Genomic DNA, 24,994 nt, shown 5'->3' on the forward strand with positions numbered 1-24,994 from the left:
GCTTTCCTCCCCGAGTACCGACGTCCTGTCTCCCGCCATACCGCCATCCGGCGGGCGGCGGATGGCCTGGCTGGACGCGTTGCGGGGGATCGGGGCGCTCGCGGTGGTGGGCGAGCACATGCTGCCCTGGATCATGCCGAGCCTGCGGCCGTACTGGTTCAACATGGGCATGTACGGCGTGTTGGTGTTCTTCCTGGTCAGCGGGTACATCATCCCGGCTTCCCTGGAGTCCCGCGGCGACGTCCGCGCCTTCTGGATAAGCCGGATATTTCGCCTTTATCCGTTGTATTTGGTTGTTGTGGCGGTTGCGCTGTTCATTGCCATCTGGGTGCCGGTACGGGTCCAGGTTCCGCGGGATATTTCCGGCGTGGCCGCGCATGTGAGCATGTTGCTGGACGTGGTGCACATCGGGGGTCTCGCGGATCCGATGTGGACGTTGTCGTACGAGATGGTGTTCTATCTGCTGGTCACGGCGCTGTTCGTGCGCGGGGTGCAGCGGGCCAGCGGGATCTACGCCATGGTGTTCGGCGCGGTCGCCATCGTGGCCGGGATCGTCTTCGACTCGCCGGTGCTCGGAGGGCCGTGGCCGGCGATCGTGTCCGGCGCACTCTTCGTCATCGGCCTGGCCTGCATTTTGTCCGGAAATTTCCGGACTACGGCGGCTTATCTGCTGGGCGTGATGGCCGTGGTCCTGCTGCTCGGCAGCGGATACGTGCCCTGGTTCGGCGCCGCGATCCTGGCCGTCATGTTCACCGGCACCGCGCTCTACCGCTGGGAGAACGGCACCGGCCCGTTCTGGCCGGTGCTCGTCTCCGCCGCGCTGGTCGCGATCTCGCCGGTCTGGTCCATCCAGGCGGGCTGGTGGTGGGTCCAGCCGCCGGTCTGGATCACCACGCTGGTCCTGGCCGCCGCCACCTTCGCGGGCGCCAGGGCCCTGCGCGACCGCAGGATCCCCGGCGTGCTGGTCTGGCTGGGCCTGATCAGCTACTCCGTCTACCTGCTGCACCACCCGCTGCTGCGCCTGCTGCCCGAGTTCTTCGGGGACCTGCGCCTGCTCCCGCTCGCCGCCAGGATCGCCGTCGGGCTGGGTTACCTCGCCACGCTGCTGCTGCTCAGCTGGGCCACCTACCGGCTGGTCGAAGGCCCGGCGCAGCGTTTCGGCAGGCGCCTGGCCCGCCGGACCGCCTAGACCTCGCCGCCGGGACCGGACAGCTCGTCGCCGTCGTCGACCTCGTCCACCGACCGCTGCGGGTACGACTCGCCCGGCACCAGCTTCTGGCCTTCCAGCAGCTTGGACACGGTGACGAAGAAGTACCCCTGCTTCTGGAGCGTGGCCAGCACCTTCGGCATGGAGTCGACGGTCTCCTTGACGGTCTCGTGCATCAGGATGACCTCGCCAGGCCCGGCCACCTCAAGCGCGGCCGTGGTGAGGAACTCCACGTTCCGGTAGTCCTTGACGTAGTCCTTGGTGGAGACCGTGCCCGGGATCTGGATCAGCTTCAGCTTGGCGGCGACCGCGTTCACGTCCTCGTCGGTCAGACCGCCGGGGGCGCGGAAGAGCGTCGGCGTCTTGCCGGTGGCCTTCTTGATCACCTTCTGGGTCTCGTTGATCTCTTTGTAGATCTCGCCGGAGCTCAGGTCGGTCAGCCACGGGTGGCTCCAGGTGTGGTTGCCCACCTCGTGGCCGCCCTTGGCGATGTTCTTGGTCAGCACGGGGTGTTTCTTCACCTGCGAGCCCATCACGAAGAACGTGGCCTTGGCCTTGTACTTCTTCAGCGTGGCCAGCAGCTTCGTGGTGTTGGCCGAGGGGCCGTCGTCGAAGGTGAGCGCGATGCACTTGTGCGACTCGCAGAACGGCACGGCCTTCTTGCTCACGGGAGCCTTGACGGCGGGGCCGACAGTGACCTTGGTGTCCACGGTGTCCGCGGGGGAAGCCTGCGCGCCGGCCGCCGGGAGCAGCGTCAGGGTCGCGCACGCGAGAAGGGCGGGGAGGGTGTGACGCAACAGCATTGCGGCATCCTAACGTGCCCTCCTGGGAGTTTTCTGAGGCGTGTGACAATCCGGCATGACGTGCATGGTGACGTACATGGAGAAATGCTCCGATATTCTCCCCCGGTGAGCCGCCGCCGAAAGCAGAGTTCCGGTCATCCCGCAAAGCGCGCCGCGGCGAGGACCCTGACTCAGGAGCCCCCGCTGGTCCGCGCCGCCGCGGCGACCCCCGTCATCCGCGGCCTGCGCGCCGTGGCGGCCTGGGTCGGCGAGGGCGTCGCGGTGACCGCCACCGGCGTGCCCCGGCCGGGCGACATCCCCGATCTCTGCGTCGCGCTCGGCCTGGAGCCCCCGCCAGTCAGGATCCGTACGGCCAGCCGGGTGCCCTGGCTGATGTCGCTCTGGTCGGTCGCCCGCGCCGCCGACGTGATCCAGGTCAGGGGCCGCAAGGCGCGCCCCGGCCTCGGGCTGGCCGGCGACGCCCTGGAGACCTGGCGCAACGCCTTCGTCCGTACGGTGGACGGGAACGACGAGGAGTTCATCGAGGGCGCCGAAGGCGGCGCACTGGTGGCGCTCCAGGTTCTGGCCCGGCTGCCCGCGCCCGCCGGCACCGCCGTGGACGAGAACGCCCTGGAGGCCACCATCCGCGAGGCCGCCGAAGCCGAGGGGGTGAGCTTCGACGTCGCCGCCGGGCTGGAGCTGCTCGCCTTCTTCGGCGCGGTCGCCCGTACGCCCGGCCAGGTGACCCTCACCCCGCTCGGCGGCCACCTGCTCACGCTGCTGCACGAGCTCACCCCGGCGTGAACTCCAGGGCCACGTCCCGCTCCGGCGCCTCGAACGGGCTGGCCGTCGGGTAGTACGCCTCCAGGAACCGCAGCACGATCGCGTCCTGCTCCGGCGTCGTGGCCGCGGTGTCGTTCAGGCAGTACGCGTCGTGCTCCCGGGCCTTCAGCATGCGCCGCATCTTGATCCTGGCCTTGCGCATCGACAGGTCCACGTACGTGTAGTTGATCGCGCCCGGCAGCGCCCGCCCGCTCAGATAGCCGTAGTAGTGCGCCAGCGACGACACCACGGCGATGTCGCTGGAGCGCCGGAACGCCGACCGCGTGGTCTCCTCGAACTCCTCCGCGAACCGGTCCTCCAGCTCGTACATCAACGACCGGCGCAGCGCGTACGGCACGTGCTTCATCTTCTGCGTGAGCGTGCGCCCGCACAGGTCCTCCAGCAGCCGTCGGTTGTTCATGCCGGCCGCGTGCACCGGATTGTCCTCGTGCAGCGCGAACGGCACCTGCGCGGCCGACGGGAAGAACCGGGTGACCCCGTTCCCCTCGAAGAACGTCTCCGGATAGAGCGGGCGTCCCAGGAAGAAGTCATCGTTCAGGTACAGGAAGTGCTCGGTCAGCCCTTCGATGCGGTGCAGCTGCGCCTCGATGGCGTGCGAGTTGAACACCGGCAGCAGGCTCGGATCGCGGAAGATCTCCCGGTGGTCCACCACCTGCACGCGCTCGTCCTCGCGCAGCCAGGCCGGCCGCTGCCGGTCGGTGACCAGCCAGATCTTCCTGATCCACGGCGCGTACGCGACGAGCGAGCGCAGCGAGTACCGCAGCTCGTCCCGGCTGACGAACCGCGCCTCGTTGGTGGCCAGGTCGCTGAGCCCCCCGGTGAGCGCCAGGTCCCGCCGCGCCCGCCAGGCCGGATCGGCCCCGTCCACCCACGTGTAGACGGCGTCGATCGGGAAGTCGATCTCGTCCACCAGGCGGGCGAGGAACTCCGGCCGGGTCGGATACGTACGCCGGCTGTCCGCCGACGCCAGCCGGTTGAACAGGTCTTCCCGGCCGGGCACCAGAGGCCCGGACAGCGGCACCGCCTCGCACACCCGGTTCGGCCGGGGCGCCACCAGCAGGTCGCCCTCGCGGTGCCAGAACTCCAGGTCCACGCCGTGCTCGGGCCCGAGTGTGAGCGTCCTGGACGGGCTGCTGAAGTACAGCGCCAGCCGGACCGCCTGGGCGTCGGCCAGGTCGCCGCGGCGCAGCGGCCTGAGCCGGTCGGCGCTGGGCCGCCGTGAGCCGTGCCGCCCGGCGCCCAGCCGCCTCGCGAAGCAGTCCGTCCGGGCCAGCGCCGCCAGCGCCTCCGGCTGGTCCGCGTTCGGCACCGCCACCACCGGCGGCCGCCCGGGCAGCGGCCGTACGCAGAAGAACGGCACGCCGGCCTCGGTCAGCGCCCGGCAGACCAGGTCCAGCGTCTCCCGTACGGCCTGGAGCGGGCTCACGTCGGCCCGGATCAGCGCGGCCCGCGGCGGCGAGATGTCACGCGCGCCCAGCCGGCCTTGCAACTGTCGATACAAAGTTCCCACAGGCATGGGTCTCCCCCCGAAGATTTCTGGACTCTAACCGACGTGCGCAGCGGTTGGCAGGGGCTTTGCCCACGTCAGGGCAACGGTCAAGAAGTGGCAACGAGATCCCCCGGCTGTCACCGAAGAAGGGGTTGCCGACTACCTGGCGTAGTCATTCTTACGTGCATGGGGGGCTTCACGCTCGATGACATCAAGGCGGCACGCAAGCCGCGAGACTCCTGGTGGACCGTTTTCCTGGTGGATCCACTGGCGTGCCGTCTCGCGCTGCTCGTCGCCAACCGCACTTCGATCACGCCCAACGGGCTCACCCGGGTGTCCATCCTGCTCGGGTTCGCGTCCGCCGGGTGTTTCGCCGCCGGTCACCTGGTGGCCGGGGCGGTCCTGTTCTACCTCAGCTTCACGGTCGACTGCATGGACGGGAAGGTCGCGCGGCTGAAGGGCACCGGCACGCCGTTCGGGCTCTGGCTCGACTACGTGGGCGACCGGGTGCGTGTGCTGTGCTGCGCGTTCGGCTTCGCCTACGGCCAGGGCGCGTCGGTCTACTGGATCGCGGCCACCGCGGTGGTCCTGCTGGATCTGTTCAGGTACATCAACGCGCCGCAGATCAACCGGGTCAGGGAGGCCACCAAGCTGCTGGTCGCGGCCCGCGCGGGCGGCGAGGTCGTCTTCGTCGAGGACGTGCTGCGGCACACCCCGCAGTCCCGGGTCGGGCACCTGGTGGCCACGCACGACCAGCCGCTGGTGGATCTGCATCGCGGCTGGCGGAAGACCTTCCCCTGGTACGACCGGTTCCGGATCTTCCTGGTCCGGCGCCGGGTGCGCACCCATGTGGTCGGCGGCATCGAGTTCCATGCCGCCGTGTTCGTGGTCGCGCCGCCGTTCGGGGCGTGGGCGATGGTCTGGGCGGCCGGGGTCGCGGGGGCGCTCCTGCTGCTGTTCGAATTCGCGCTGATCTACCGGGTCTGGCTGGCCGCCCGGGAGGCCGGGCGCACCGTTGCGGAAAGGGAGAGGGTTCTTGTCTGAACGGCCGATCTTCGTCGTCGGGTGCCCGCGGTCCGGCACCACCATGTTGCAGCTGATGCTGCACGCGCATCCGCGGATCGCGGTGCCGCCGGAGAGCCGGATCCTGGTGCAGGCCTACCGGGAGCGGCGGACGTGGGGGGACCTGCGCCGGCCGAAGAACCGGCGCGCCCTGGCCAGGTGGATCGCACGGAGCTCGCGGACCCAGTTCCCCGATCTCGGGGTGGACGGGGACGAGTTCATCCGCCGCGCCGTGGAGGGGCCGGGCAGTCTCGGGTCCGTCGTCGGCCTGGTCTTCCAGATGTTCGCCGAGCTGCACGGCAAGGCCCGGTGGGGGGACAAGCGCCCGCCGTACATCCGGCATCTGGACGCGGTGCTGGCCATGTTCCCGGACGCCCAGATCATCCATCTGATCAGGGACGGCCGCGACTGCGTCTCCTCGCTGAAGGAGATGCCGTGGTTCAAGGGCGACATCTACGAGGCCGTCTACCGGTGGACCGAGTCGATCGACATCGGGCGGGGGCACAAGCTGCCGCCGGACAGCTACTACGAGCTGCGCTACGAGGACCTGACCACCGACCCGGCCGCCACGCTGACCGCGCTCTGCACGTTCATCGGCGAGGCGTACGACCCGGTGATGCGGGAGCCGTACCGGGTGGCGGACGTGGTGCCGTCGCACAAGGACTGGCACATCAACACGCGGCAGGCGGTGACCACGACCCGGGCGGGGAGCTGGTCGCAGCGGCTGGAGCCGTGGGAGGTGTCGCTCTGCGAGACCGTCATGGGCGAACGGCTCACCGCGTACGGCTACGAGCTGAGCGGCGCGCCGAAGGCGCCCCGCAAGGATGTGTCCGCCTACGACAAGACCGCCTCCACCTGGCGGCGCGAGCTGCGGCGCACCGCGCTGACCGAGCGCATCAACCGGTTCCGCGAGCCGGGGCCGGTGGCCGCGCTGCTCACCACCACCCAGCGCGAGCTCGCGGGTGTCCACAAATGACCAGACCTGGCACGGGGGAGACGTACATGCAGGACAGGCCGATCTTCGTCATCGGCTGCCCACGCTCGGGCACCACCATGCTGCAGCTGATGCTGCACTCGCACCCGCGGGTGGCGGTGCCGCCGGAGACCCGGTTCCTGGTCCCGGCGTACTTCGGCCGCCGCAAGTACGGCGACCTGCGCGAGGAGGCCAACCGCAGGAGACTGGCGGAGTGGATCACCAATGGCCGGGACACCAAGTTCCGGGAGCTGGGCCTGGACCGGGCCGCGTTCGTCGAGCAGGCCGTCGCGGGTCCCGGCAGCCTGGGCTCGGTGATCGGCACGGTGTTCCGCAGCTACGCGGCCAGGTTCGACAAGCCGCGCTGGGGTGACAAGCGGCCCAGCTACTTCAAGCACGTGGACATCCTGCTGCGCATGTTCCCCGACGCCCAGTTCATCCACCTGATCAGGGACGGCCGGGACTGCGTGGCCTCGCTCAAGGAGATGCCCTGGTATCACCTGAGCAGCTTCCACGCCATCGCCAACTGGGCCGAGGCGATCGACTTCGGCCGCCGCAGCGCCCGGCGGCTGCCCAAGGGCAGCTACTACGAGCTGCGCTACGAGGACCTGACCGCCGACCCCGAGTCGGAGCTGAGGAAGCTCTGCGGCTTCATCGGCGAGCAGTACGACCCGGCCATGTGCGAGCCGCAGCACGTCGCCCAGGTGGCGGTCCCGGCGCACAAGGTCTGGCACAGCAACACGCACGGCGCGGTGACCACCTCCCGGGCCGGCAGCTGGTCGCAGCGGCTGGAGGGCTGGGAGATCGCGCTCGCCGAGGAGGTGCTGGGCGACCGGCTGAGGCAGCACGGCTACGCGTTGAGCGGGGCGCCGAAGGCGGCCAAGGAGCACGTCAGCGCGTACAAGGCGGCGGCGGCCAAGCGGCGGGCGGCGCGCTGGCGCAAGACCAACAGGGACCGGATCAACCGGCTGCGCGAGCCGGGTCCGGTGGCGGCGCTCCTCACCGAGGGGCAGCGCAAACTGGCCGGGCTGCCGCCGCGCGAGCTGGCGCTCAGCGCCGGAGGTGCGTGAACAGCTCCTCCCAGCGGTCCACCACGCGCGGCAGGCGGAACCGGCGGGCGTGCTCCCGGGCGGCCGAGCCGAGCCGCCGCCGCTGCCGGGTGTCGGCCATCAGCGCGCCCAGCGCGGCGGCCAGCGCGGGCACGTCGCCCGGCGGGGCGAGCAGGCCGGTCTCGCCGTTCCTGATCAGGCACCGCACCCCGCCGGAGACGTCGAACGCGACGGCCGGCAGCCCGTGCGAGGCGGCCTCGGCGAGCACCGGCGGCAGACCCTCATGGTCGCTGGAGAGCGCCACCAGCGAGGCGGCCCGGTACTCCGCGGCCATCTCGCCGGCCGGGATCCTGCCGCGGAAGCGCACCCGGTCGGCCACGCCCTCGGTGACCGCGTGCACCATCAGCCGCCCCGCGTCCGGCCCGTCGCCGACCAGGTGCAGCTCCCAGTCCCCCCGTGCGGTACGGCCGAAGGCCGAGATCAGCCGGTCGAACCGCTTGACCCCGGTCAGCCGCCCCACGGCCAGCACCCGGGGCCGGTCGAGCGGCGAGACCTCGTGCGGCCAACTGGCCAGCGGGTTCGGGATGTCCCAGGTGTTGGGGAGCAGCGCGTGCTCGGCGAACTGCCAGGCGTCGTCGGGGCTGAGGAAGACGGCCTGGTCGAGCGTGCCGTAGTGGGCGCGGACCGTGGCGAAGTGCCGGCCGGCGCGGGCGTGGGCGTACGAGCCGGGGTACTGGCCGATGCCCTTGTGGCGGCCGAGCAGGTCCTTCATCCGGGTGACCGCGTCCGGGGAGGTCATCACGGCGTATCCGGGTTCGAGCGAGGCCAGCAGGGCGGCGGTCCTGCGCCTCGCCCACCGGGTGGGGCCCGGTTTTATCACGTGCTGGGTGTACTGCGGGCGGCCGATGGGGATGACCGGCTCCAGATCGACCACGTGCACGTCGTGGCCGCGTTCGGCCAGTCCCTGCGCGACCGTGTGCACCACCCGCCGCACGCCGCCGCCGAGCGTGCCGGCGTCCGTGCTCGCGAACAGCACAGTGCTCATCGGCGGGCCTTCTCGCGCGGCGCCCGCTCCGGCGTGGGGCGCCTGTTCTCGAAGAACGCGCTCACGATCCGGGCCGCCGCGTCGCCGCGCTCCTCCGGGCACCAGGTCTTCAGAAAAGCCGCGTACCGCTCCAGCCGGTACGGCTCCCGCAGCGCGGCCAGCAGCTCCGCCGTCGTGGTCACGCACGGGCCCGGCGCGATCGCGGGCAGGTCGTGGGTGACGCCGCTTTCGGCCTGCCGGTACTCCTCCCAGTCGTCGATGAAGAACACCATCGGCTTGCCGGTCACCGCGAAGTCGCACATGAGCGAGGAGTAGTCGGTGATCAGTAGGTCGGCGGCCAGGAGCAGGTCGTTGACCTCGGGGTAGGCGCCGGCCGGGCGGACGAAGCCGCGCAGCCGCTCCGGCACCCGGTAGGAGTCGGCCGGGTGGGTGCGCAGGACCAGCACCCATTCCCCGGAGAGCTTCGCGGCGAGTTTGGCCAGGTCGATCCTGACGGATTTGCCGGACATCTTCTGCTGGTCGCGGTGGGTCGGCGCGTACAGCAGGATCTTCTTGTCCGGGGGGATCTCCAGGCGGTCCCTGACCCGGCGTACGGCGGCGGGGTCGCCCTTGACGAGCACGTCGCAGCGGGGCGAGCCGTAGCGGAGCACCGGCCCCGCGTACTCGTGGGAGGCGACGAAGGTGCGCTCGAACTCGGCGCTGGGCGAGACGAGGGCGTCCCATCTGGCCACGTTCGCCCGCCACTGCTCCCGGGGTTCGGCGACGTCGCCGCGCGGGCCGGGGGCGTCCTGGCTGATCGTCTTGATGCCCTGGCCGTGCCAGGTCTGCAGGTAGCGCGTCCCGGCGGGCTTCGGGAAGCCGAGCGGCATGCCGTGGCTGTCCACCCACCAGCCGGCGCGCGCCATCGTCCACACGTAACGCCAGCTCATCCGGCGCACGGTCACGACGTTCTTGGGGAACTTGCCCTTCGCGCGGGACCAGACGGCGGTGAGGCCGAGCCGCCGTCGCAGCAGTTCCTCGTGGATGTAGCGGGGATGTCCGGTGTATCCCTTGCCGGCGTCGGCCTCGAAGAGCACGAGATCCTTGCGCTGCGGGACGACTTTGATCAGCTGTTCGTAGACCCTGAGCTTGACCTCGCGCGAGCCGAGCCGCCTGCGGGCCCGGATCGGGAGATCGCGGACTTTCCGCGCGTACGGCTTGAGCCAGGGGGTGCGCGCGATCGTGGCCAGCGGGTCGGTGCGCAGCCAGGTCAGGCGGAGGGAGGCGGCGGACCCCTTCGGGGCGGCGATGACGCGCCTGCCCCACAGGCCGATCGTGACCGGGGCGGCCAGCGGCGAGATCAGCAACCGGTCGCTGGTCGTGATCCCGTTCCCCGGCCGCGTGAACCCCACCCTCGGCTCATGCACCCCCCACACTTCCTGAAATTTCGCTAGATCGAGGGAAATTTCGGTCAGGTAGGTGCCGTCGGGGGTGGGTTGCGGGGTCAGCGGGATCTGGTGGTGGTCGAACATCAGTGTGGCGCGGTCGTCCGGGCGGATCACCCGGAACGGGTCGTACGTCGTGATCGACAACGAGAACGTCGACCCTTCCGCCGCCATCCCGGTCACCTCATGCCGGATCCGGCTCGCCGAGAACGGCAGCGCGGCCATGCCCAGCGCCGTGATGTCCAGCCCCGGATCCTCCCGATCCCCCCAATACGTGCGCCTGCCTGCCACCAGCACCCGGCGCGGCGGCGCCTTCGGCCCGGTCAGGCACCCCGCCGCCAGCATCAGCTCACCGGCCCTGCCCTGCCGGATCAGCTCGCAGCAGACCCGCACCATCGGATGCGCCCGGCCCACCACCCCCGGCTCCAACCGCTCCAGATACGGCCGTACGATCGCCGCGAACTCCTCCGCCCACTCCTCGTCGTGGTACGGCAATCCGTTCAGGTAGACCCGCAGGTCCTGCCGTACGAACCGGAGCTGGCGGGCGGCGACCAGGTCCGCCATGCCGTGGCGGCGCAGGATCTCGTCCGCCGCCCCGGCCGCGGCCACCCGCCGCCGGGCGTTCGCCGGTTCGCGCAGGTTGAGCGAGCCGGCCCGCCGCCAGTGGTAGACGACCCAGGGGACGATCGCGAAACGTTCGGCAGCCGCGTACAGGTCGGCGGTGAAGACATGGTCCTCGTGGTGCAGGTCCTCCCGGAACCGCAACTGGTGCCGGCGCAGGAAATCCACCCGGTACATCTTGTTCGTGGCGAATCCGTCCTGGAACAACTCCGGCTCGGCCCGGATCCCGTCCACCACCCGCCGCGGCGTGAACAGGCTCGGGTAGTACCGCTCGCTCTTCCCGCCGGGCTCGTACACCCGGGAGATCTGCCCCGCGACGAAGTCGGCCCCCGTCCGCTCGATCTCCGTCAGCAGGCTCTTGCACGCGTGCCGCGGCAGCTCGTCATCGCTGTCCAGGAACATGATGAACGGCGCCCGCGCCGCGTCGATCCCGTCGTTGCGCGGCGCCCCGCACCCCCCGCTGTTGCGCTCCCGCCGCAGATACCGCACCCCCGGCAGCCGCCGCACCACCCGCTCGGTCCCGTCCGCGCTGGCGTCGTCCACCACGATGACCTCAAGGTTCCGCAACGTCTGCCCGAGCAACGACCGGACGGCCCTCCCCACCCGACCAGCATCGTTGTACGAAGTCACAACAACACTGACATCCGGCCGTCCCATCAGGAATCCCCCACTCACCCCAAAGAACCTGAGTGGCCTATTCCCCAAACAAAGCCGCACTCCGCCCGTTTCACCCAACCCCACACCCACTCTTTGCGGCACGCTGGCGAGGCAGGGAGAACCGTACTTCTTATAAGTACAGTTCTATATTTGCTGGAACTCTGCCGCACCTGGGCGGCCGACTTCGGCTTCCCCGACACCTGGGGCGGGGTCGCCGCCGACGTCGGCCGCGGCGTGGTCAACGACCCCGCCCAGCGGACCAGCCACGAACTCGACGTCGTCGTCCTCGGCGAACCGGACGGCGAACCCCCTTCCGACCTCCAAGCCGCCGCCGGAACCGACCCCCACCTTGTACTGATCGACCCCGAACGCCGCTGTCTAGGTGAGTGATCGCCATAGCTATTATTCGCGGAACTATAATAGTTGAACGAATGTGAGGAGGTTGGGTGGCGAAGCCGGGGCGGTTGTTTGGGAGGGGGCGGGAGTGGGAGGAGTTGGAGGCGTTTGCTGGGTCTGAGCGGGAGGGGGCGACGCTGGGGCTGGTCTACGGGCGGCGGCGGCAGGGGAAGACGTTGATGCTGGAGCTGCTCGCGCGGGAGGTGGGCGGGTTCATGTTCGCCGCCACCGAGCAGAGTGAGCGGCAGAATCTTGCGGATATCGGGGCGGCGTACGCGGAGTTCGCGGGGCTGCGGCGGCCGGTGGTTTTCCGGTCCTGGCGGGAGGCGCTGGGTGATCTGCTGAGGTTGGGGGAGCGGCAGCCGACGACCGTGGTCATCGACGAGTTCCCGTATCTGGTGGGGACGAGCCCTGGGTTGCCGTCGTACCTTCAGCAGGCGTTGAGTCCGCTGGGGTTCGCCAAGGAGCACACGCGGACGCGGCTGATCCTTTGTGGGAGCGCACTGACCACGATGGCGCAGCTGCTGGGCGGCGGCGCGCCGTTGCGGGGGAGGGCCACGCTGGAGCTGGTCGTGCGGCCGTTCGGGTTCCGGGACGCGGCCGCGTTCTGGGGGATCCGGGACCCCGAGCTGGCCTTCCGGGTGAACGCGCTGGTGGGCGGCACGCCGGCGTACCTGGAGATGTGCGGCGGCGGGCCGGCGACGCTGGACGAGTTCGACGCGTGGGTGTGCCGCTGGCTGCTGAATCCGGCCACTGCCATGTTCCGCGAGGGCGGCCAGCTCCTGCGCGAAGAGCCGTCGATCACCAATCCGACCTCGTATTCGGCCGTGTTGGCCGCGCTGAGCGCCGGGAACCACCGCCGCTCGGAGATCGCCGCGGCGCTCGGGCGGCCGAGCACGTCGCTCGCGCATCTCCTGACCGGGCTGCGGGGGATCGGGCTGATCGACCAGATCGACGACGCCCTGCGGGAGAAGCGCAGCGTGTACCGGATCGCCGAGCCGATCGTGCGGCTGCACCAGCTGTTGGTGCGGCGGCACGAACCGGAACTGGTCGCCGGCCGAGCCGAACGGGTCTGGGCGGAGGGAGAGGACACGGTCGCCGGCCGGATCTACGGGCCGCACTTCGAGGACCTCGCCCGCGCGTGGTGCTTCGACCACGCGGCGAAGGACACACTCGGCGGGACGGCCACCCGGGTCAGGCCGGCGGACCTACCCTGCCGCGAGCACCGGGCCGGGCACGAGGTCGACGTCGTGGTAACCGAGGCGGTGTCGTACGAGGGCGAGCGGGTGACCGCCATCGGCGAGGCCAAGGGCACCAGGACGCCGGTGGACCTCCCTCAGCTGCACCGGTTGGAGCACATGCGCGGCCTGCTGCCGGACGCCAAGGTCGAGGGCACGCCGAAACTGCTGCTCTTCGCGCGGGCGGGATTCACCCGGGAACTGCGGGAGGTCGCCGCCGGGCGGTCGGATGTGGAGCTGATCGACCTGGAGCGGCTGTACGCCGGGGCGTGATCAGTGCTGGCGGGATCTTCTGATCAGCCAGATGACCAGGACGAGGAGGCCGAGGGCGGCCAGGGCGGGGGCGAGGCGTTTGAGGACGGGGGCGCCGGCGATTTCGAGGAGGTCGAGGGCTTCCTCGTCGGGGGTGAGGGAGGTGCGGGAGGTGCCGGCGGGGTGGGCCTCGCGGGCCAGGGTCTCCTCGGGGATGGGGGTTTCGCGCGGGGTGGGGACGGCCGAGAGGTGGCGGGCGGGCTCGTCGGGGGCGGTGGGCTGGCGGGGGATGTCCGGGGTGGGGACCGCTGCCGGGGGCTCCGCGGCGGGTTCCTGGAGGATGGTGGCCAGGTTGGCGGCGAAGCGGTCGATCAGGCGGGAGCCGACCTCGTTCATGACGCCGCGGCCGAACTGGGCCGGGCGGCCGGTCACGTTGAAGGACGTGTCCACGGTGACCTTGGTGGTGTCGCCCTCCGGGACGAGGCGCGCGGTGACGGTGGCGCTGGCCGTGCCGGCACCGCGGGCCTCCTTACCCGAAGCTCTGAGGGTGAGCGTGTGCGCGTCCTTGTCGACGTCCTCGAAGGTCGCGGTGCCGTTGTAGGTGACCGTGATGGGGCCCACCTTGACGCGCATCTTGCCCGTCACGGTGTCCCCCTCGACGGAGTCGAGCGACGCGCCGGGAAGGCAAGGGGCTACCCGCTCGGCGTCAAGCAGCACTGACCAGGCCTGCTCGACCGGGACCGGCACGGTGAACTCGTGCTCGAACCGCATCGCCATGGTGCGACTCCGTTCTCTCTTTCCTCGACACTACGACCGGGTGAGCGCCGACCGCCACCCCGGGTTGATCAAACGGCGGCTTGGCGTACCGCTCGCTCTGTTAGTACTACCGCCAAATGGCGGCGGTAGTCGGGACGGCCGTGCAGGTCGGTGGGCGGATCTGTGCCCTCGGCCGCGACCGAGACCGCTTCCCGCAGCTCGCCGTACCCGTTGGTGATCGGGACGCCGGGGAGCCGGCGTTCGGCCGCGAAGGCGCGGACCGGGACGGTGCCCATGTTGGTGAGCGCTATCCGGCCCTCGCTGATCGTGCCGTTGTCCCGTTTCACCGCGGCGGCGACGCCGACGATCGCCCAGGCCTGGGCGGTCCGGTGGAACTTCTCGTAGTGGAAGCCCCAGCCCGGCCCGAGTTTCGGCACCTTCGCGCCGAGCAGGATCTCGCCGGGCTCCAGCGCCGTCTCCAGGTAGTCGACGAAGAACTCCGCCGCCGGGATCTCCCGGGTGCCGTCGGCGGACAGGACCACGAACGTCATGTCCAGCGCGAGCGCCACCGCGGGCAGGTCTCCGGCCGGGTCGGCGTGCGCCATCGACCCGCCGAAGGTGCCGCGGTGCCGTACGGCGGGGTCGGCGACCTGGGCGGTGGCCAGCGCCACCAGCGGGCACTGCTCCTGCACGACCGCCGACTTGACCACCTCGTCGTGGGTGGTCATGGCGGCGATGTAGACGTGGTCGGGCTCGTCCCTGACGCCGCGCAGCTCGTCGATCCTGCCGATGTCGATCAGCGCGGCCGGGTAGGCCAGGCGCAGCCGCAGCAGGGGCAGCAGCGACTGCCCGCCGGCCAGCAGCTTGACGTCGTCGCCGGCCGCGTTCCGGAGGATCTGGGCGGCCTCCTCCACCGTGGTCGGCCGGACGTACTCGAAGGTGGCCGGGATCATGACGTTCCTCCCTGGATCGCCCGCCAGACTCGTTCCGGCGTGCACGGCATCGCGACGTCCCGGATGCCGTACGGGCTGAGCGCGTCCACGATGGCGTTGACCACGGCCGGGGTGGACGCGATGGTGCCCGCCTCGCCGACGCCCTTCACCCCGAGCGGGTTGGAGGTGGCCGGGGTGACCGTACGGTCGGTGGTGAAGTCGGGCAGGTCGGCGGCCGACGGGATCAGGTAGTCGGCCATGGTGGTGGTGAGCAGGTTGCCGTCGGTGTCGTAGACGGCCTCCTCGTACAGGGCCTGGGCGATGCCCTGGGCGATGCCGCCGTGCACCTGGCCCTCCACGATCAGCGGGTTGACCACGTTGCCGATGTCGTCCACCGCCACGTACGAGCGGATCTTCGACTCGCCGGTCTCGGTGTCCACCTCGATCGCGCACAGGTGGGTGCCGTGCGGGAACGAGAACGCCTCCGGGTCGAAGGTGCTGCCCGCGTCCAGCTGCGGCTCGAAGCCGTCCGGCAGGTTGTGGGCGGCGAAGGTGGCCAGCGCCACCTCCTGGATGGTCTTGGCCGCGCCCGTGCCGCGCACCCGGAACGCGCCGCCGGTGAACTCCAGGTCGTCCGGCGAGCATTCCAGCAGGTGGGCGGCGACCTGCCGGGCGTTCTCCTTGACCTTCTCGCAGGCCTGGAGCACCGCGATGCCGCCGACCACGAGGGAGCGGGAGCCGTAGGTGTCCATGCCGCGCGGCGCGGAGGCGGTGTCGCCGTGCAGCACGGCCACGTCCTCGAACGGCACGCCGAGCGCGTCGGCCACGATCTGCGACCAGGCCGTCTCGTGGCCCTGGCCGTGCGGGCTGGTGCCGGTGACGACCTCGACCTTGCCGGTGGGCAGCATCCGCACGGTGGCGTGCTCCCAGCCGCCCGCGCCGTACCGCAGGCTGCCCAGCACCCGGGACGGGGCCAGGCCGCACATCTCGGTGTACGTGGACACGCCGATGCCCAGCTGCACCGAGTCGTTGCGGTCCCGGCGGTCGGACTGCTCGGCGCGGAGCTTGTCGTAGCCGAACAGCGCGAGCGCCCGGTCGGTGGCGGCCTCGTAGTTGCCCGAGTCGTACGTCAGGCCGCCCGCCGTCGCGTACGGGAACTCCTCGTGCTTGATCCAGTTGCGCCGCCGGATCTCCAGCGGGTCCACGCCGATCTCGTGGGCGAGCTCGTCCATGGCGCGCTCGATCGCGTACGTGGCCTCCGGACGCCCGGCGCCCCGGTAGGCGTCGGTGGGCATCTTGGTGGTGAAGACGCCGGTGCAGGTGAAGTCGTACGCGTCCATCTTGTACACACCCGTGTACATGAACGCGCCCAGCAGCGGGATGCCGGGCGTGACCAGCATCAGGTAGGCGCCCATGTCGGCGAGCAGGTCCACCTTGACGCCGCGGAGCACGCCGTCGGCGGAGGCGGCCAGGCTGATGCGCTGGATCTGGTCGCGGCCGTGGTGCACGGTGAGGTTGCCCTCGGAGCGGGACTCGGTCCACTTGACCGGGCGCCCGAGCCGCTTGGTGATCAGCAGCGCCAGCACCTCCTCGGCGGTGACCTGCAGTTTCGAACCGAAACCGCCGCCCACGTCGGGGGCGACCACGCGGAGTTTGTGCTCGGGGATGCCGGTCGTGGCGGCCAGCATGACGCGCAGCACGTGCGGGATCTGGGTGGCGCTGTGCACGGTGTAGGTGTCGCCGTCGGTCTGCGCGACCACGGCGCGCGGCTCCATCGCGCTGGGGATGAGCCGCTGCTGCACGTACGTGCGCTCGATCACCACGGGCGCGTCCCGGAACGCCGCGTCCACGTCGCCGGTGCCGAACTGCCAGGTGAACGACCGGTTTCCGCCCTCATGGACGGGGGTCGCGCCTTCGGCCAGGGCCTCGTTCATGTCGAGGACGGCGGGCAGCGGCTCGTAGTCGATCTCGATCGCGTCCAGCGCGTCCGCGGCCTTGTACCGGTCGGTCGCGACCACGCAGGCGACGGCCTCGCCGACGTACCGGACGGTGCCGACGGCCATCGGCGGATGGTCGGGGATGACGATGTCCTCGGTCACCGGCCAGGCGCACGGCAGGCTGCCCTGCTCGTCGGCGAGGTCCTGGCCGCTGAAGACCGCGACCACGCCGGGCTGGGTCTTCGCGGCGGAGGTGTCCACCCGGGTGATGCGCGCGTGCGCCATGGGGCTGCGCAGGAACGCGATGTACAGCATGCCGGGCAGCTGGATGTTGTCGGTCCACAGGGTGCGCCCGGTGATCAGGCGTCCGTCTTCCTTGCGGCGGCGGGCCCGGCCGATCTCGGCCTCGGGCAGGGTGTCGGTCATTGCGCGGCCCCCAGCTCCTGGGCGCCTTTGCGTACGGCTCGGACGATGTTGCAGTAACCCGTGCACCGGCAGAGGTTGCCCTCCAGACCGGACCGGATCTCCTCTTCCGACGGGTCGGGGTTGTCCTGGACCAGGTCGATCGAGGCCATGATCATGCCCGGCGTGCAGTACCCGCACTGCAGGGCGTGCTCCTCGTGGAAGGCGCGCTGCATGGGGTGCCAGCCGCCGCTGCCGGCCAGCCCTTCGATGGTCAGGATGTCGGCGCCGTCCGCTTGGACGGCGAGGACGGAGCAGCTCTTGACGCTCCGGCCGTCCATCAGGACCGTGCAGGCGCCGCAGTTGCTGGTGTCGCAGCCGATCGGGGTGCCCGTTCGCCCCAGCCGGTCTCTCAGGAAATGGACGAGGAGCAGCCGGGGTTCGACCTCTTCCTCGTATTTCGTGCCGTCGACGGTGACGGTAATCCGAGACATACGTCCTCCGCACCACAAGTGATAAACGGACACTTGTGAACGTACGCCCGTGAGGTTCGCGGTCAACCCTCCATGCCGCACCGGGGCGATCACATGACTAAAACGAGGGCGCTACCGCCGGCGGAACGCCTTGCTGATGATTCCGATGAATCCGGCGAAGCCGAGGCCGACCAGCAGGATGGGCACCATGATCATCGGGTCCGGGTCGGGGGCGATCAGGTAGCGGATGCCGAAGCCGATGAAGAGCAGGCCGCAGAGGAGGGCCAGCCAGTCCGTCCGGTGTCCCCGGCCCTGCGGCGGCCGCTCCTCCGTCTCGGCGGGGGAGGCCCACGGGTTGTGCTCGTCGTCACGCGGCACGGCGCACCTCCACGTCCCCGATGCCCGCCCGTACGTGCAGCTCGATCGTGGCGGCGTCGCCGTCCGGCTTGACCTCCGGGTCCAGGATCCGGTTCACGGTCACGTCCGTGCCGTTCTCCACCCGGTGGTCGACCTTGATGTCGCCGAGCCGGGTGTAGGCGAACACCTCCACCCGCGCGGTCGGCGGCAGCAGCACGGTCAGCTGGCCGACCGAGATGGAGGCGTCGAACCTGGTCCTGCCGCCGGGGCTGAGCGTCAGGTCGCTCAGGTCCAGCCGGCCCTCGCCGATGCCGACCGTGTACGTCCTGCTCGCCTGCGAGATGTCCACGGGATGCCAGTTGTAGCTGCCGACCTTCTTCGGGATGCCGCTCACGCTCGACCCGGCGACCAGCACGAGCGACACGATCGTGCCCGCGGCGACCAGGGCCGCGCCCCGGCCGTACCAGGTGGCCACGAGCAGGCCCGCGCCGATCGTGACCAGCACGGCCCCGCCGATGACGGGCGCGCTGATCGAACCGGTGCCGGACTGGACCGCCACCATGATGCCTCCAACGATGAACGCCAGGCAGATGGTGAGTCCGCCGATGAACGACTTGGGTTTCTTCTGCTTGATCTTCTGCGGCCGCTGCTGCGGCCGCTCCGGGGTCTTCGGCGCGTACGGCCCGCGCGGCGCGAACGGCTCTCCCGTGTCGTACGGCCTGGCCGGCGAAGGAGCCGTGGGCGGAGCGGTGTACGGGGGCGCCGGCGTCGCCTGGGGGGCGAACGTGGCGCTGCGGGCTTCCCGTGCCAGGTCCGACAGCCTGCGGTACCCGCCGACCTGCGGCGCGGTGTACGCGGGGGCGTAGCCGTACGGACCGGGAGACGGCGGCATCGCGGGCTCCGGCGTCGGGTACGGCGGGGTGAACGGGCGGGCGAACGCGCTTTCCGGGGCGCGGGTCATGCCGCGGCGGCCGGTCATGCGTTCGGGGATGGAGCGCGCGAGGGACATCAGGTCGACGCCCCGGGCGTGCGCGGCCAGCAGCGCGATGGCCAGCAGGGTGCCGACCACGATGGTGCCGCGGCCGATCCCGCCGGAGGCCACGTTGATGATCAGACCGAACGCGAACACCGCCGTGAGCAGGGCCAGCACCGTCTCCGCGTCGAAGATGCGGCGGGTCCACTGCTCCAGGTAGCCGGGGCGTCCATCGGGCTCGCGCATCAACAGGAACGCGGCGATGTACAGAAAAATCCCGATACCGGAGCCGAGCACCAGCACGGCGAAACCCACCCGGAACAGCACCGGGTCCATGCCGGAGAACCGGCCGAGCCCCGCGCAGACCCCCGTCAGCATGCGCCCTTCATTACTGCGCTGCAGGAACCGCGGCGCTTCCATGGCCGTCCCGGGCTCCCCGGGTTCGGTGGTTTCCGTGGATTCCGTCGATTCCGTGGACGCCTCGGGATCGGCCGGCGCCTGCGCGGGCGCGTCCGTCTCGGTGTGCTGGGTCGCCGCGTTCGGGTCTTCCGCGTTCGGCCCGGACGAGGGTGCTTCGGTCATGGTCCCATCGTGGTCGTTGTGCGGGGGTGTGTGCCATCGGGGGAACCCCTGAACTCAGTCTCAGGGACGCGCCCTGATGCGTACGCTTGGGCGACATGTGACGATGCAGGGGCGATGTCTGAGATTCCTGACGCCATACCGGCGTTCCCCAAGCTGACCAGGCCCATGTCCGGGCGCGTGGTCGCGGGAGTCGCGCAAGGGGCGGCCGACCAGTTGCGGCTCGACCCCGTCGTGCTGCGGCTCGCGTTCGTGCTGCTCACCGTCCTGGACGGGCTGGGCATCGTCGCGTACGCCGCACTCTGGATGTTCACCTCGCGCGAACCGTCCGAACGGGTGGACCGGGGCCGCGACTGGGGGCAGGTGGCCGCGTACGGCCTGGTCGGCTTCGTGCTGGCCGCCCTCGGCGTGCTGACCGGGGCCGCCGCCGGCGGAGTCGCCACCTGGCCGATCGCGATCGGCGGCATCGGCTCGCTGATCCTCTGGCAGCAGGCCGACCCCGGCCGCCGCAAGCGCTGGATGAACACCACCGTCGGCCAGGTCCGGCAGACCTGGGTGCGCTCGGGCATCGGCCTGCTGCTGGTGGTGGTCGGCGCGATCGGCTTCCTGGTCGCCCAGGACCAGCTCGCCCAGGCGGGTACCGGCCTGATGTTCACCGCCGTCGTGGTCGGCGGCATCGGCCTGATCGCCGCGCCCTGGCTGGCCAGCCTGTGGAAGGAGCTCCAGAAGGAGCGCACCGAGCGCATCAGGCAGGAGGAGCGGGCCGAGGTGGCCGCGCACGTGCACGACTCGGTGCTGCACACCCTCACCCTGATCCAGCGCAACGCCAACGACCCGCGCGAGGTCACCCGGCTCGCCCGATCCCAGGAGCGCGAGCTGCGCAACTGGCTCTACCAGCCGAAACAGGACGCCGACGCGACGCTCGCGGCGGCGGTCCGGCGGGTCGCGGCCGAGGAGGAGGACGCGCACGGCGTGCCCATCGAGATCGTCTGCGTCGGCGACTGCGAGCTGGACGAGAGCCTCTCGGCCTTGCTCCACGCGGCCAGGCAGGCGATGGTGAACGCGGCGAAATATTCTGAATCCCCGGTCGTTTCGGTCTATCTGGAGATCGAACCCGACGAGGTGACGTTGTTCGTCAGGGACCGCGGCAAGGGCTTCACCCTCGACGACGTGCCGGAGGATCGGATGGGCATCCGCCAGTCGATCATCGGCCGGATGGAGCGGAACGGCGGAAGCGCCCGGGTGAAGACCGCGCCCGGCGAGGGCACCGAGATCATGTTGACGATGAAGAGGAATTCATGAAGACCGTACGTGTGCTGATCGTGGACGACCACCGGCTGTTCCGGTCCGGGGTGCGCGCCGAGCTGGGGCCGTCCATCCAGGTCGTCGGCGAGGCCGAGGACGTGGAGACGGCCGTGCGCACGATCGCCGAACTGGAGCCGGACGTGGTGCTGCTGGACGTGCACATGCCGGGCGGCGGCGGCCAGGAGGTGCTCCGGCGGGTGCTCGGGTCGGGCTCCCAGGTCCGGTTCCTGGCGCTGTCGGTCTCCGACGCGGCCGAGGACGTGATCGGCGTGATCCGCGGCGGCGCGCGCGGGTACGTGACCAAGACCATCAACGGCACCGAGCTGACCGACGCGATCGGCCGGGTGGCCGAGGGCGACGCGGTCTTCTCGCCGCGGCTGGCCGGGTTCGTGCTGGACGCCTTCGCCTCCACCGAGGCGCCGCCGATCGATCCCGAACTCGACTCCCTGACCACGCGGGAGCGCGAGGTGCTGCGGCTGATCGCGCGCGGGTACGCGTACAAGGAGATCGCCAAGGAGCTGTTCATCTCGGTGAAGACGGTGGAGACGCACGTGTCGTCGGTGCTGCGCAAGCTACAGCTGTCGAACCGGCACGAACTGTCTCGCTGGGCGACCGCCCGTCGCCTGGTCTGATCCGCGCCGCCGTGCGACGCTTCGCAGATGGGACGTGACGTACCTGCCATAACGTTCAGCCGGGAAGACCGCCGGATTTATCGCGACAAAATTCGTCGATCGCTGGACGTGCTGGCCCAGATGTTGCGCGAGGCGCGGTTCGAGGCCGACCGGCCGCTGGCGGGCCTGGAGATCGAGCTCAACCTGGTCAACGAGCGGGGCGAACCCGCCATGAAGAACGCCGAGGTCCTGGCCGCGATCGCGGAACCGGACTGGGCGACCGAACTCGGCCAGTTCAACGTCGAGATAAACGTGGACCCGCAGGACCTCTCCCAGAACGGCCTGAACGCGCTGGAGCAGTCGGTCCGCGACAAGCTCAACCACGCCGAGGAGCGGGCCAGGACCGTCGGCGGCCACATGGTCCTGGTCGGCATCCTGCCCACGCTCCGCGAGTCGGACGTGCACGAGGGCACGCTGTCGGCCAATCCGCGCTACAAACTGCTCAACGAGCAGATCTTCGCGGCCCGCGGCGAGGACCTCCACATCGACATCGAGGGCGTCGAACGCCTCGACACCTACGCCGACAGCATCACCCCCGAGGCCGCCTGCACGAGCGTGCAACTCCACCTCCAGGTCAGCCCGCCCGCCTTCGCCGCGCACTGGAACGCCGCCCAGGCCATTTCCGGCGCCCAGATCGCGGTCGCCGCCAACTCGCCGTTCCTGTTCGGCAGGGAACTCTGGCGCGAGACCCGGATCAGCCTCTTCGAGCAGGCCACCGACACCCGCCCCGAAGAGCTCAAAGCCCAGGGCGTACGGCCGAGGGTGTGGTTCGGCGAACGTTGGATCACCTCCGTCTTCGACCTGTTCGAGGAGAACGTCCGCTACTTCCCGGCCCTGTTGCCCATGTGCGAGGACGAAGACCCCCGCGAGGTGCTCGACTCCGGCGGCACCCCCGCCATGGGCGAACTCTCCCTCCACAACGGCACGGTCTACCGCTGGAACCGTCCCGTCTACGCCGTGGCGGGCGGCCTCCCGCACATCCGCGTGGAGAACCGCGTGCTCCCCGCCGGCCCCACCGTCCTCGACATCGCCGCCAACGCCGCCTTCTACTACGGCCTGATGCGCGTGCTCCCGTACGCCGAGCGCCCGGTCTGGACGCAGATGTCCTTCGCCGCCGCCGAGGACAACCTGCGCTCCGCCGCCCGCCACGGCCTCGACGCCCGCCTCTACTGGCCCGGCCTCGGCGAAGTCCCCGCCACCGAGCTCGTCCTCCGCCGCCTCCTCCCCCTCGCCCACGAGGGCCTCGACAAATGGGGCGTCGACCCCACCCACCGCGACCGCCTCCTCGGCATCATCGAACAGCGCTGCCTCACCCACGCCAACGGCGCCACCTGGCAGGTCCAGGCCTTCCACGACCTCGGCTCCGACTACGAGGCCCTCCGCCAGATGACCCTCCACTACACCACCCACATGCACACCAACGAACCCGTCCACACCTGGCCCGCCATCGGCACGTAATCGCCTACACCACCCACATGCACGCCAACCAAGCCGCCCACACCTGGCCTGCCATCGGCACGTAATCGCCGCAGACGATTATCAGGTGATGGTGATGTCGTCTTTTTAGGGGATTTGGGGGGTGGATTTAGGCAACGATGAGGGGGTGTCTCCTCGGAAGATGGTTGTTGCCGTTGTGGCGGCGTGTGTGATGGTGGCGGGCTCCTCGTGTGGAGTGGTGTCCGTGTCGTCGGGGCCGACCGAGTCTGTGGCGGAGCCCACGGCCGGCGATGTGATCGATTCGCAGTCCGGTCCCGCAGATGAGGGCGGGGTGGAATCCACCAACGGGCCAGGTCAGGCGTCCGGGTGTAACGAGGACGGGCAGACGTTCGCCAGTGATGTACGGCTGGCGCGGTGTCTGGCGGAGGCGTTCTGGACGCAGCGGTTCCAGGCGAGTGGGGCGAGTTACCGGCCGGTGACGGAGTTCGTGGCTTACACCGGGTTCGATGGACCTGCGTGTGGCGGTGAGCCTTCTGTGCCGAACAATGCTTTCTATTGTTCGGATGGGCATTTCATCGCTTTTGATGCGAACTGGCTGGAAGGGCTGTATCAGCAGCTTGGGGATGCCGCGGTGTATGTGGTGATTCCGCATGAGTTCGGGCATGCGGTGCAGGCGCAGCTCGTTCAGAACTTCAACTTCAGTGTGGAGCGGGAGCTTCAGGCTGACTGTTATGCCGGTGGGACGCTGAGTGCGCTCATCCAGGCCGGGCAGCTCCAGGCTGAGGACGGGGACGATGTTGAGGTCATGAACAACCTGATAGCGGCCGGGGATCCCACGGACGCGTGGTGGGAGCCGGGCGCGCATGGCACACCGGAACGCCGTCAGGCCGCCTTCGTGACCGGCTACCAGCAAGGCGTCGGCGCCTGCTGAGCCGGTGGATGGCTCCAAACCGCTTAGTGAAGTCGGGGTACCTCGGCGGTACCGCTTAGTGAAGTGGGTGAGCCGTCTTCCGTTCTTCTGCCGGCTGGGCGGCGGCTAACGTCGGTTGCCGGTGGGAGGAGAGACGATGGCGGGGTTGCGGGCGATCGCGGCGTGTGTCGGGGTGCTGGCCGGCGCGAACGTGATGAACAACGTCGTGGCCAAGCGCTGGGCGCCGGTGACGTCGGCGCTGGCCACGGGGGTGATCCTGGGCATCGCTCGGCGGGAGGGGCTGCGGGGTGAGGCGCTCGGGTTCGGGCGGTGGAAAGAAGGAGCGGCGATCGGGGGCGGTCTGGCGGCAGGTGTCGCCGGGGCGTACGCCGTGGGGATCGGGCTGCCTCGGACGCGGTCGTTGTTCCGTGATGAACGGGCCTTGTCGCTCAGTCGTGCCCGCCTGCTGGAGGAGGCGCTGCTTCAGGTTCCGGTTGGAACGGTGATGCTCGAAGAAGTCGCCTTTCGCGGTGTCCTTCCCGCCCTGCTCTCCCGCTCCCTCCGGCCCACGACGGCTGCTGCCGTTTCCTCCGCTCTCTTCGGCCTCTGGCACGTCCTCCCCGCCCTCGACATGGCCCGGGCCAACCCTTCCCTCAGCCGTCTGACCACCGGCGAAATCGACGCCGTCACAGAGCCGGACTCACGTCCCAAGGCGGATGCGGCGCGGCTGGTGGCGGGGACGGTGGCGACCACCTCATTGGCCGGCTTCGCCTTCTGGGAGCTACGCCGGAGAGGCGGCCTACTGGCTCCCGCCTTGGTTCACATCGCGACGAACTCGTTCGGGTATGCGGCGGCCAGAATCGGACGGCGCATCGACGCCCGCAAGAAACGGGCGTAGGGGCCAGGCACTGGGGTTCTCGCCGTTATCCGGCGCCGTTAACGCAGGTGACGCTGCTCGCCGTACCGGTGCCAAGAGCGACCGGCCGCACTCTGTTAGGGATTAACAGGGCGACCCAGGATTGCTGCTTCCCGCCGTTAGTCGGAGTCGTTAGCGCAGGTGGACGCTGCTCGCCGTACCGGTGCCAAGAGCGGCCAGTTCATTCTGGGTGGGGGTTTTCAAAGCTCCTGGCAGTCGCGGGCGGTCGCTCTAGGGCGCCGGTGCGGTGGGAAGCGTCACCTGCGTTGTCGGCGCCGGATAACGGCGAGAGGCCCCGTGCGTTGGGT

At 70.2% G+C, this 24,994-nt stretch carries 22 protein-coding genes; 12 read left to right on the forward strand and 10 right to left on the reverse strand.

Annotation, left to right across the window (positions count from 1 at the left end; all coding sequences use genetic code 11):
* Positions 1-61: 61 nt before the first annotated feature.
* Positions 62-1,189, forward strand: coding sequence for an acyltransferase family protein (locus Aph01nite_RS30190; RefSeq protein ID WP_204044425.1), 1,128 nt, complete (start codon positions 62-64; stop codon positions 1,187-1,189).
* Here Aph01nite_RS30190 and Aph01nite_RS30195 read toward each other — a convergent pair.
* Positions 1,186-2,010, reverse strand: coding sequence for a polysaccharide deacetylase family protein (locus tag Aph01nite_RS30195; protein ID WP_204044426.1), 825 nt, complete (start codon positions 2,008-2,010; stop codon positions 1,186-1,188). The two genes, Aph01nite_RS30190 and Aph01nite_RS30195, sit on opposite strands and share 4 nt — an antisense overlap.
* Before the next feature lie 105 nt (positions 2,011-2,115).
* Between Aph01nite_RS30195 and Aph01nite_RS30200 the strand changes: the two genes are divergently transcribed.
* Positions 2,116-2,793 (forward strand): hypothetical protein, encoded by a 678-nt coding sequence (locus Aph01nite_RS30200; protein WP_204044427.1) that lies wholly within the window; start codon positions 2,116-2,118, stop codon positions 2,791-2,793.
* Here Aph01nite_RS30200 and Aph01nite_RS30205 read toward each other — a convergent pair.
* Entirely contained in the window at positions 2,780-4,348 is a 1,569-nt protein-coding gene (locus tag Aph01nite_RS30205) for a stealth family protein (RefSeq protein WP_204044428.1), read from the reverse strand. The genes Aph01nite_RS30200 and Aph01nite_RS30205 overlap by 14 nt on opposite strands.
* A 159-nt stretch (positions 4,349-4,507) precedes the next feature.
* Here Aph01nite_RS30205 and Aph01nite_RS30210 point away from each other — a divergent pair, with 159 nt between their 5' ends.
* Genes Aph01nite_RS30210 through Aph01nite_RS30220 form a run of 3 tightly spaced genes read left to right on the forward strand, consistent with a single transcriptional unit; the run spans position 4,508 to position 7,426 of the window.
* On the forward strand, positions 4,508-5,365 hold the full coding sequence (locus tag Aph01nite_RS30210; protein ID WP_239162094.1) for a CDP-alcohol phosphatidyltransferase family protein: 858 nt from the start codon (positions 4,508-4,510) through the stop codon (positions 5,363-5,365).
* Complete coding sequence (locus Aph01nite_RS30215; protein WP_204044429.1) at positions 5,358-6,359, forward strand: sulfotransferase family protein; 1,002 nt, start codon at positions 5,358-5,360, stop codon at positions 6,357-6,359. Before Aph01nite_RS30210 ends, Aph01nite_RS30215 begins: the two co-directional genes overlap by 8 nt.
* Complete coding sequence (locus tag Aph01nite_RS30220) at positions 6,356-7,426, forward strand: sulfotransferase family protein (protein WP_239162095.1); 1,071 nt, start codon at positions 6,356-6,358, stop codon at positions 7,424-7,426. The genes Aph01nite_RS30215 and Aph01nite_RS30220 overlap by 4 nt, the downstream gene beginning before the upstream one ends.
* Here Aph01nite_RS30220 and Aph01nite_RS30225 read toward each other — a convergent pair.
* Positions 7,407-8,450 (reverse strand): glycosyltransferase, encoded by a 1,044-nt coding sequence (locus tag Aph01nite_RS30225; protein WP_204044430.1) that lies wholly within the window; start codon positions 8,448-8,450, stop codon positions 7,407-7,409. The two genes, Aph01nite_RS30220 and Aph01nite_RS30225, sit on opposite strands and share 20 nt — an antisense overlap.
* Positions 8,447-11,152, reverse strand: coding sequence for a bifunctional glycosyltransferase/CDP-glycerol:glycerophosphate glycerophosphotransferase (locus tag Aph01nite_RS30230; RefSeq protein WP_275419314.1), 2,706 nt, complete (start codon positions 11,150-11,152; stop codon positions 8,447-8,449). Before Aph01nite_RS30230 ends, Aph01nite_RS30225 begins: the two co-directional genes overlap by 4 nt.
* A gap of 150 nt (positions 11,153-11,302) precedes the next feature.
* Between Aph01nite_RS30230 and Aph01nite_RS30235 the strand changes: the two genes are divergently transcribed.
* On the forward strand, positions 11,303-11,542 hold the full coding sequence (locus Aph01nite_RS30235) for a hypothetical protein (protein WP_204044431.1): 240 nt from the start codon (positions 11,303-11,305) through the stop codon (positions 11,540-11,542).
* A gap of 56 nt (positions 11,543-11,598) precedes the next feature.
* A complete protein-coding gene (locus Aph01nite_RS30240) occupies positions 11,599-13,059 on the forward strand; it encodes an AAA family ATPase (protein WP_204044432.1) in 1,461 nt (486 codons plus the stop codon).
* Here Aph01nite_RS30240 and Aph01nite_RS30245 read toward each other — a convergent pair whose 3' ends face one another.
* From Aph01nite_RS30245 to Aph01nite_RS30270, 6 genes are all read right to left on the reverse strand, one after another.
* Positions 13,060-13,815: an SRPBCC family protein gene (locus tag Aph01nite_RS30245; protein ID WP_204044433.1), complete on the reverse strand. Its 756-nt coding sequence runs from the start codon at positions 13,813-13,815 to the stop codon at positions 13,060-13,062. It abuts the gene before it with no gap.
* 68 nt (positions 13,816-13,883) lie between these two features.
* The gene (locus Aph01nite_RS30250; protein ID WP_204044434.1) at positions 13,884-14,747 is read right to left on the reverse strand and encodes an FAD binding domain-containing protein; all 864 of its coding nucleotides are present in this window, start codon (positions 14,745-14,747) and stop codon (positions 13,884-13,886) included.
* On the reverse strand, positions 14,744-17,089 hold the full coding sequence (locus Aph01nite_RS30255) for a xanthine dehydrogenase family protein molybdopterin-binding subunit (RefSeq protein WP_204044435.1): 2,346 nt from the start codon (positions 17,087-17,089) through the stop codon (positions 14,744-14,746). The genes Aph01nite_RS30250 and Aph01nite_RS30255 overlap by 4 nt, the downstream gene beginning before the upstream one ends.
* Entirely contained in the window at positions 17,086-17,559 is a 474-nt protein-coding gene (locus Aph01nite_RS30260; RefSeq protein WP_204044436.1) for a (2Fe-2S)-binding protein, read from the reverse strand. The genes Aph01nite_RS30255 and Aph01nite_RS30260 overlap by 4 nt, the downstream gene beginning before the upstream one ends.
* A gap of 111 nt (positions 17,560-17,670) precedes the next feature.
* Positions 17,671-17,916 carry a tetraspanin family protein gene (locus tag Aph01nite_RS30265; protein WP_204044447.1) on the reverse strand — a complete coding sequence of 82 codons (246 nt, stop codon included), beginning with the start codon at positions 17,914-17,916 and terminating at the stop codon, positions 17,671-17,673.
* Complete coding sequence (locus Aph01nite_RS30270) at positions 17,906-19,450, reverse strand: PspC domain-containing protein (protein ID WP_204044437.1); 1,545 nt, start codon at positions 19,448-19,450, stop codon at positions 17,906-17,908. The genes Aph01nite_RS30265 and Aph01nite_RS30270 overlap by 11 nt, the downstream gene beginning before the upstream one ends.
* 114 nt (positions 19,451-19,564) lie before the next feature.
* Between Aph01nite_RS30270 and Aph01nite_RS30275 the strand changes: the two genes are divergently transcribed.
* The 5 genes from Aph01nite_RS30275 to Aph01nite_RS30295 all read left to right on the forward strand — a co-directional run bounded on the left by Aph01nite_RS30275 (position 19,565) and on the right by Aph01nite_RS30295 (position 24,668).
* Positions 19,565-20,749 (forward strand): ATP-binding protein, encoded by a 1,185-nt coding sequence (locus Aph01nite_RS30275; protein ID WP_204044438.1) that lies wholly within the window; start codon positions 19,565-19,567, stop codon positions 20,747-20,749.
* Positions 20,746-21,384 (forward strand): response regulator, encoded by a 639-nt coding sequence (locus tag Aph01nite_RS30280; protein ID WP_204044439.1) that lies wholly within the window; start codon positions 20,746-20,748, stop codon positions 21,382-21,384. The genes Aph01nite_RS30275 and Aph01nite_RS30280 overlap by 4 nt, the downstream gene beginning before the upstream one ends.
* Positions 21,385-21,411: 27 nt before the next feature.
* Positions 21,412-22,881 (forward strand): glutamate-cysteine ligase family protein, encoded by a 1,470-nt coding sequence (locus Aph01nite_RS42285; protein WP_204044440.1) that lies wholly within the window; start codon positions 21,412-21,414, stop codon positions 22,879-22,881.
* 160 nt (positions 22,882-23,041) lie between these two features.
* Complete coding sequence (locus Aph01nite_RS30290) at positions 23,042-23,791, forward strand: neutral zinc metallopeptidase (RefSeq protein ID WP_239162097.1); 750 nt, start codon at positions 23,042-23,044, stop codon at positions 23,789-23,791.
* 136 nt (positions 23,792-23,927) lie between these two features.
* Positions 23,928-24,668: a CPBP family intramembrane glutamic endopeptidase gene (locus Aph01nite_RS30295; protein WP_204044441.1), complete on the forward strand. Its 741-nt coding sequence runs from the start codon at positions 23,928-23,930 to the stop codon at positions 24,666-24,668.
* Positions 24,669-24,994 lie beyond the last annotated feature (326 nt).

The sequence above is a fragment of the Acrocarpospora phusangensis genome (assembly GCF_016862995.1).
Taxonomy (GTDB): Bacteria; Actinomycetota; Actinomycetes; order Streptosporangiales; family Streptosporangiaceae; genus Acrocarpospora; species Acrocarpospora phusangensis.

What these genes read in the sequence shown, in the direction of transcription:
- Aph01nite_RS30255 (WP_204044435.1), bottom strand. Translation starts at nt 17,089, where the DNA reads ATGACCGACACCCTGCCCGAGGCCGAGATCGGCCGGGCCCGCCGCCGC.
- Aph01nite_RS30225 (WP_204044430.1), bottom strand. Translation starts at nt 8,450, where the DNA reads ATGAGCACTGTGCTGTTCGCGAGCACGGACGCCGGCACGCTCGGCGGC.
- Aph01nite_RS30205 (WP_204044428.1), bottom strand. Translation starts at nt 4,348, where the DNA reads ATGCCTGTGGGAACTTTGTATCGACAGTTGCAAGGCCGGCTGGGCGCG.
- Aph01nite_RS30295 (WP_204044441.1), top strand. Translation starts at nt 23,928, where the DNA reads ATGGCGGGGTTGCGGGCGATCGCGGCGTGTGTCGGGGTGCTGGCCGGC.
- Aph01nite_RS30210 (WP_239162094.1), top strand. Translation starts at nt 4,508, where the DNA reads ATGGGGGGCTTCACGCTCGATGACATCAAGGCGGCACGCAAGCCGCGA.
- Aph01nite_RS30245 (WP_204044433.1), bottom strand. Translation starts at nt 13,815, where the DNA reads ATGGCGATGCGGTTCGAGCACGAGTTCACCGTGCCGGTCCCGGTCGAG.
- Aph01nite_RS30220 (WP_239162095.1), top strand. Translation starts at nt 6,356, where the DNA reads ATGACCAGACCTGGCACGGGGGAGACGTACATGCAGGACAGGCCGATC.
- Aph01nite_RS30275 (WP_204044438.1), top strand. Translation starts at nt 19,565, where the DNA reads ATGTCTGAGATTCCTGACGCCATACCGGCGTTCCCCAAGCTGACCAGG.
- Aph01nite_RS30250 (WP_204044434.1), bottom strand. Translation starts at nt 14,747, where the DNA reads ATGATCCCGGCCACCTTCGAGTACGTCCGGCCGACCACGGTGGAGGAG.
- Aph01nite_RS30280 (WP_204044439.1), top strand. Translation starts at nt 20,746, where the DNA reads ATGAAGACCGTACGTGTGCTGATCGTGGACGACCACCGGCTGTTCCGG.
- Aph01nite_RS30270 (WP_204044437.1), bottom strand. Translation starts at nt 19,450, where the DNA reads ATGACCGAAGCACCCTCGTCCGGGCCGAACGCGGAAGACCCGAACGCG.
- Aph01nite_RS30230 (WP_275419314.1), bottom strand. Translation starts at nt 11,152, where the DNA reads ATGGGACGGCCGGATGTCAGTGTTGTTGTGACTTCGTACAACGATGCT.
- Aph01nite_RS42285 (WP_204044440.1), top strand. Translation starts at nt 21,412, where the DNA reads ATGGGACGTGACGTACCTGCCATAACGTTCAGCCGGGAAGACCGCCGG.
- Aph01nite_RS30290 (WP_239162097.1), top strand. Translation starts at nt 23,042, where the DNA reads ATGGTTGTTGCCGTTGTGGCGGCGTGTGTGATGGTGGCGGGCTCCTCG.
- Aph01nite_RS30260 (WP_204044436.1), bottom strand. Translation starts at nt 17,559, where the DNA reads ATGTCTCGGATTACCGTCACCGTCGACGGCACGAAATACGAGGAAGAG.
- Aph01nite_RS30195 (WP_204044426.1), bottom strand. Translation starts at nt 2,010, where the DNA reads ATGCTGTTGCGTCACACCCTCCCCGCCCTTCTCGCGTGCGCGACCCTG.
- Aph01nite_RS30190 (WP_204044425.1), top strand. Translation starts at nt 62, where the DNA reads ATGGCCTGGCTGGACGCGTTGCGGGGGATCGGGGCGCTCGCGGTGGTG.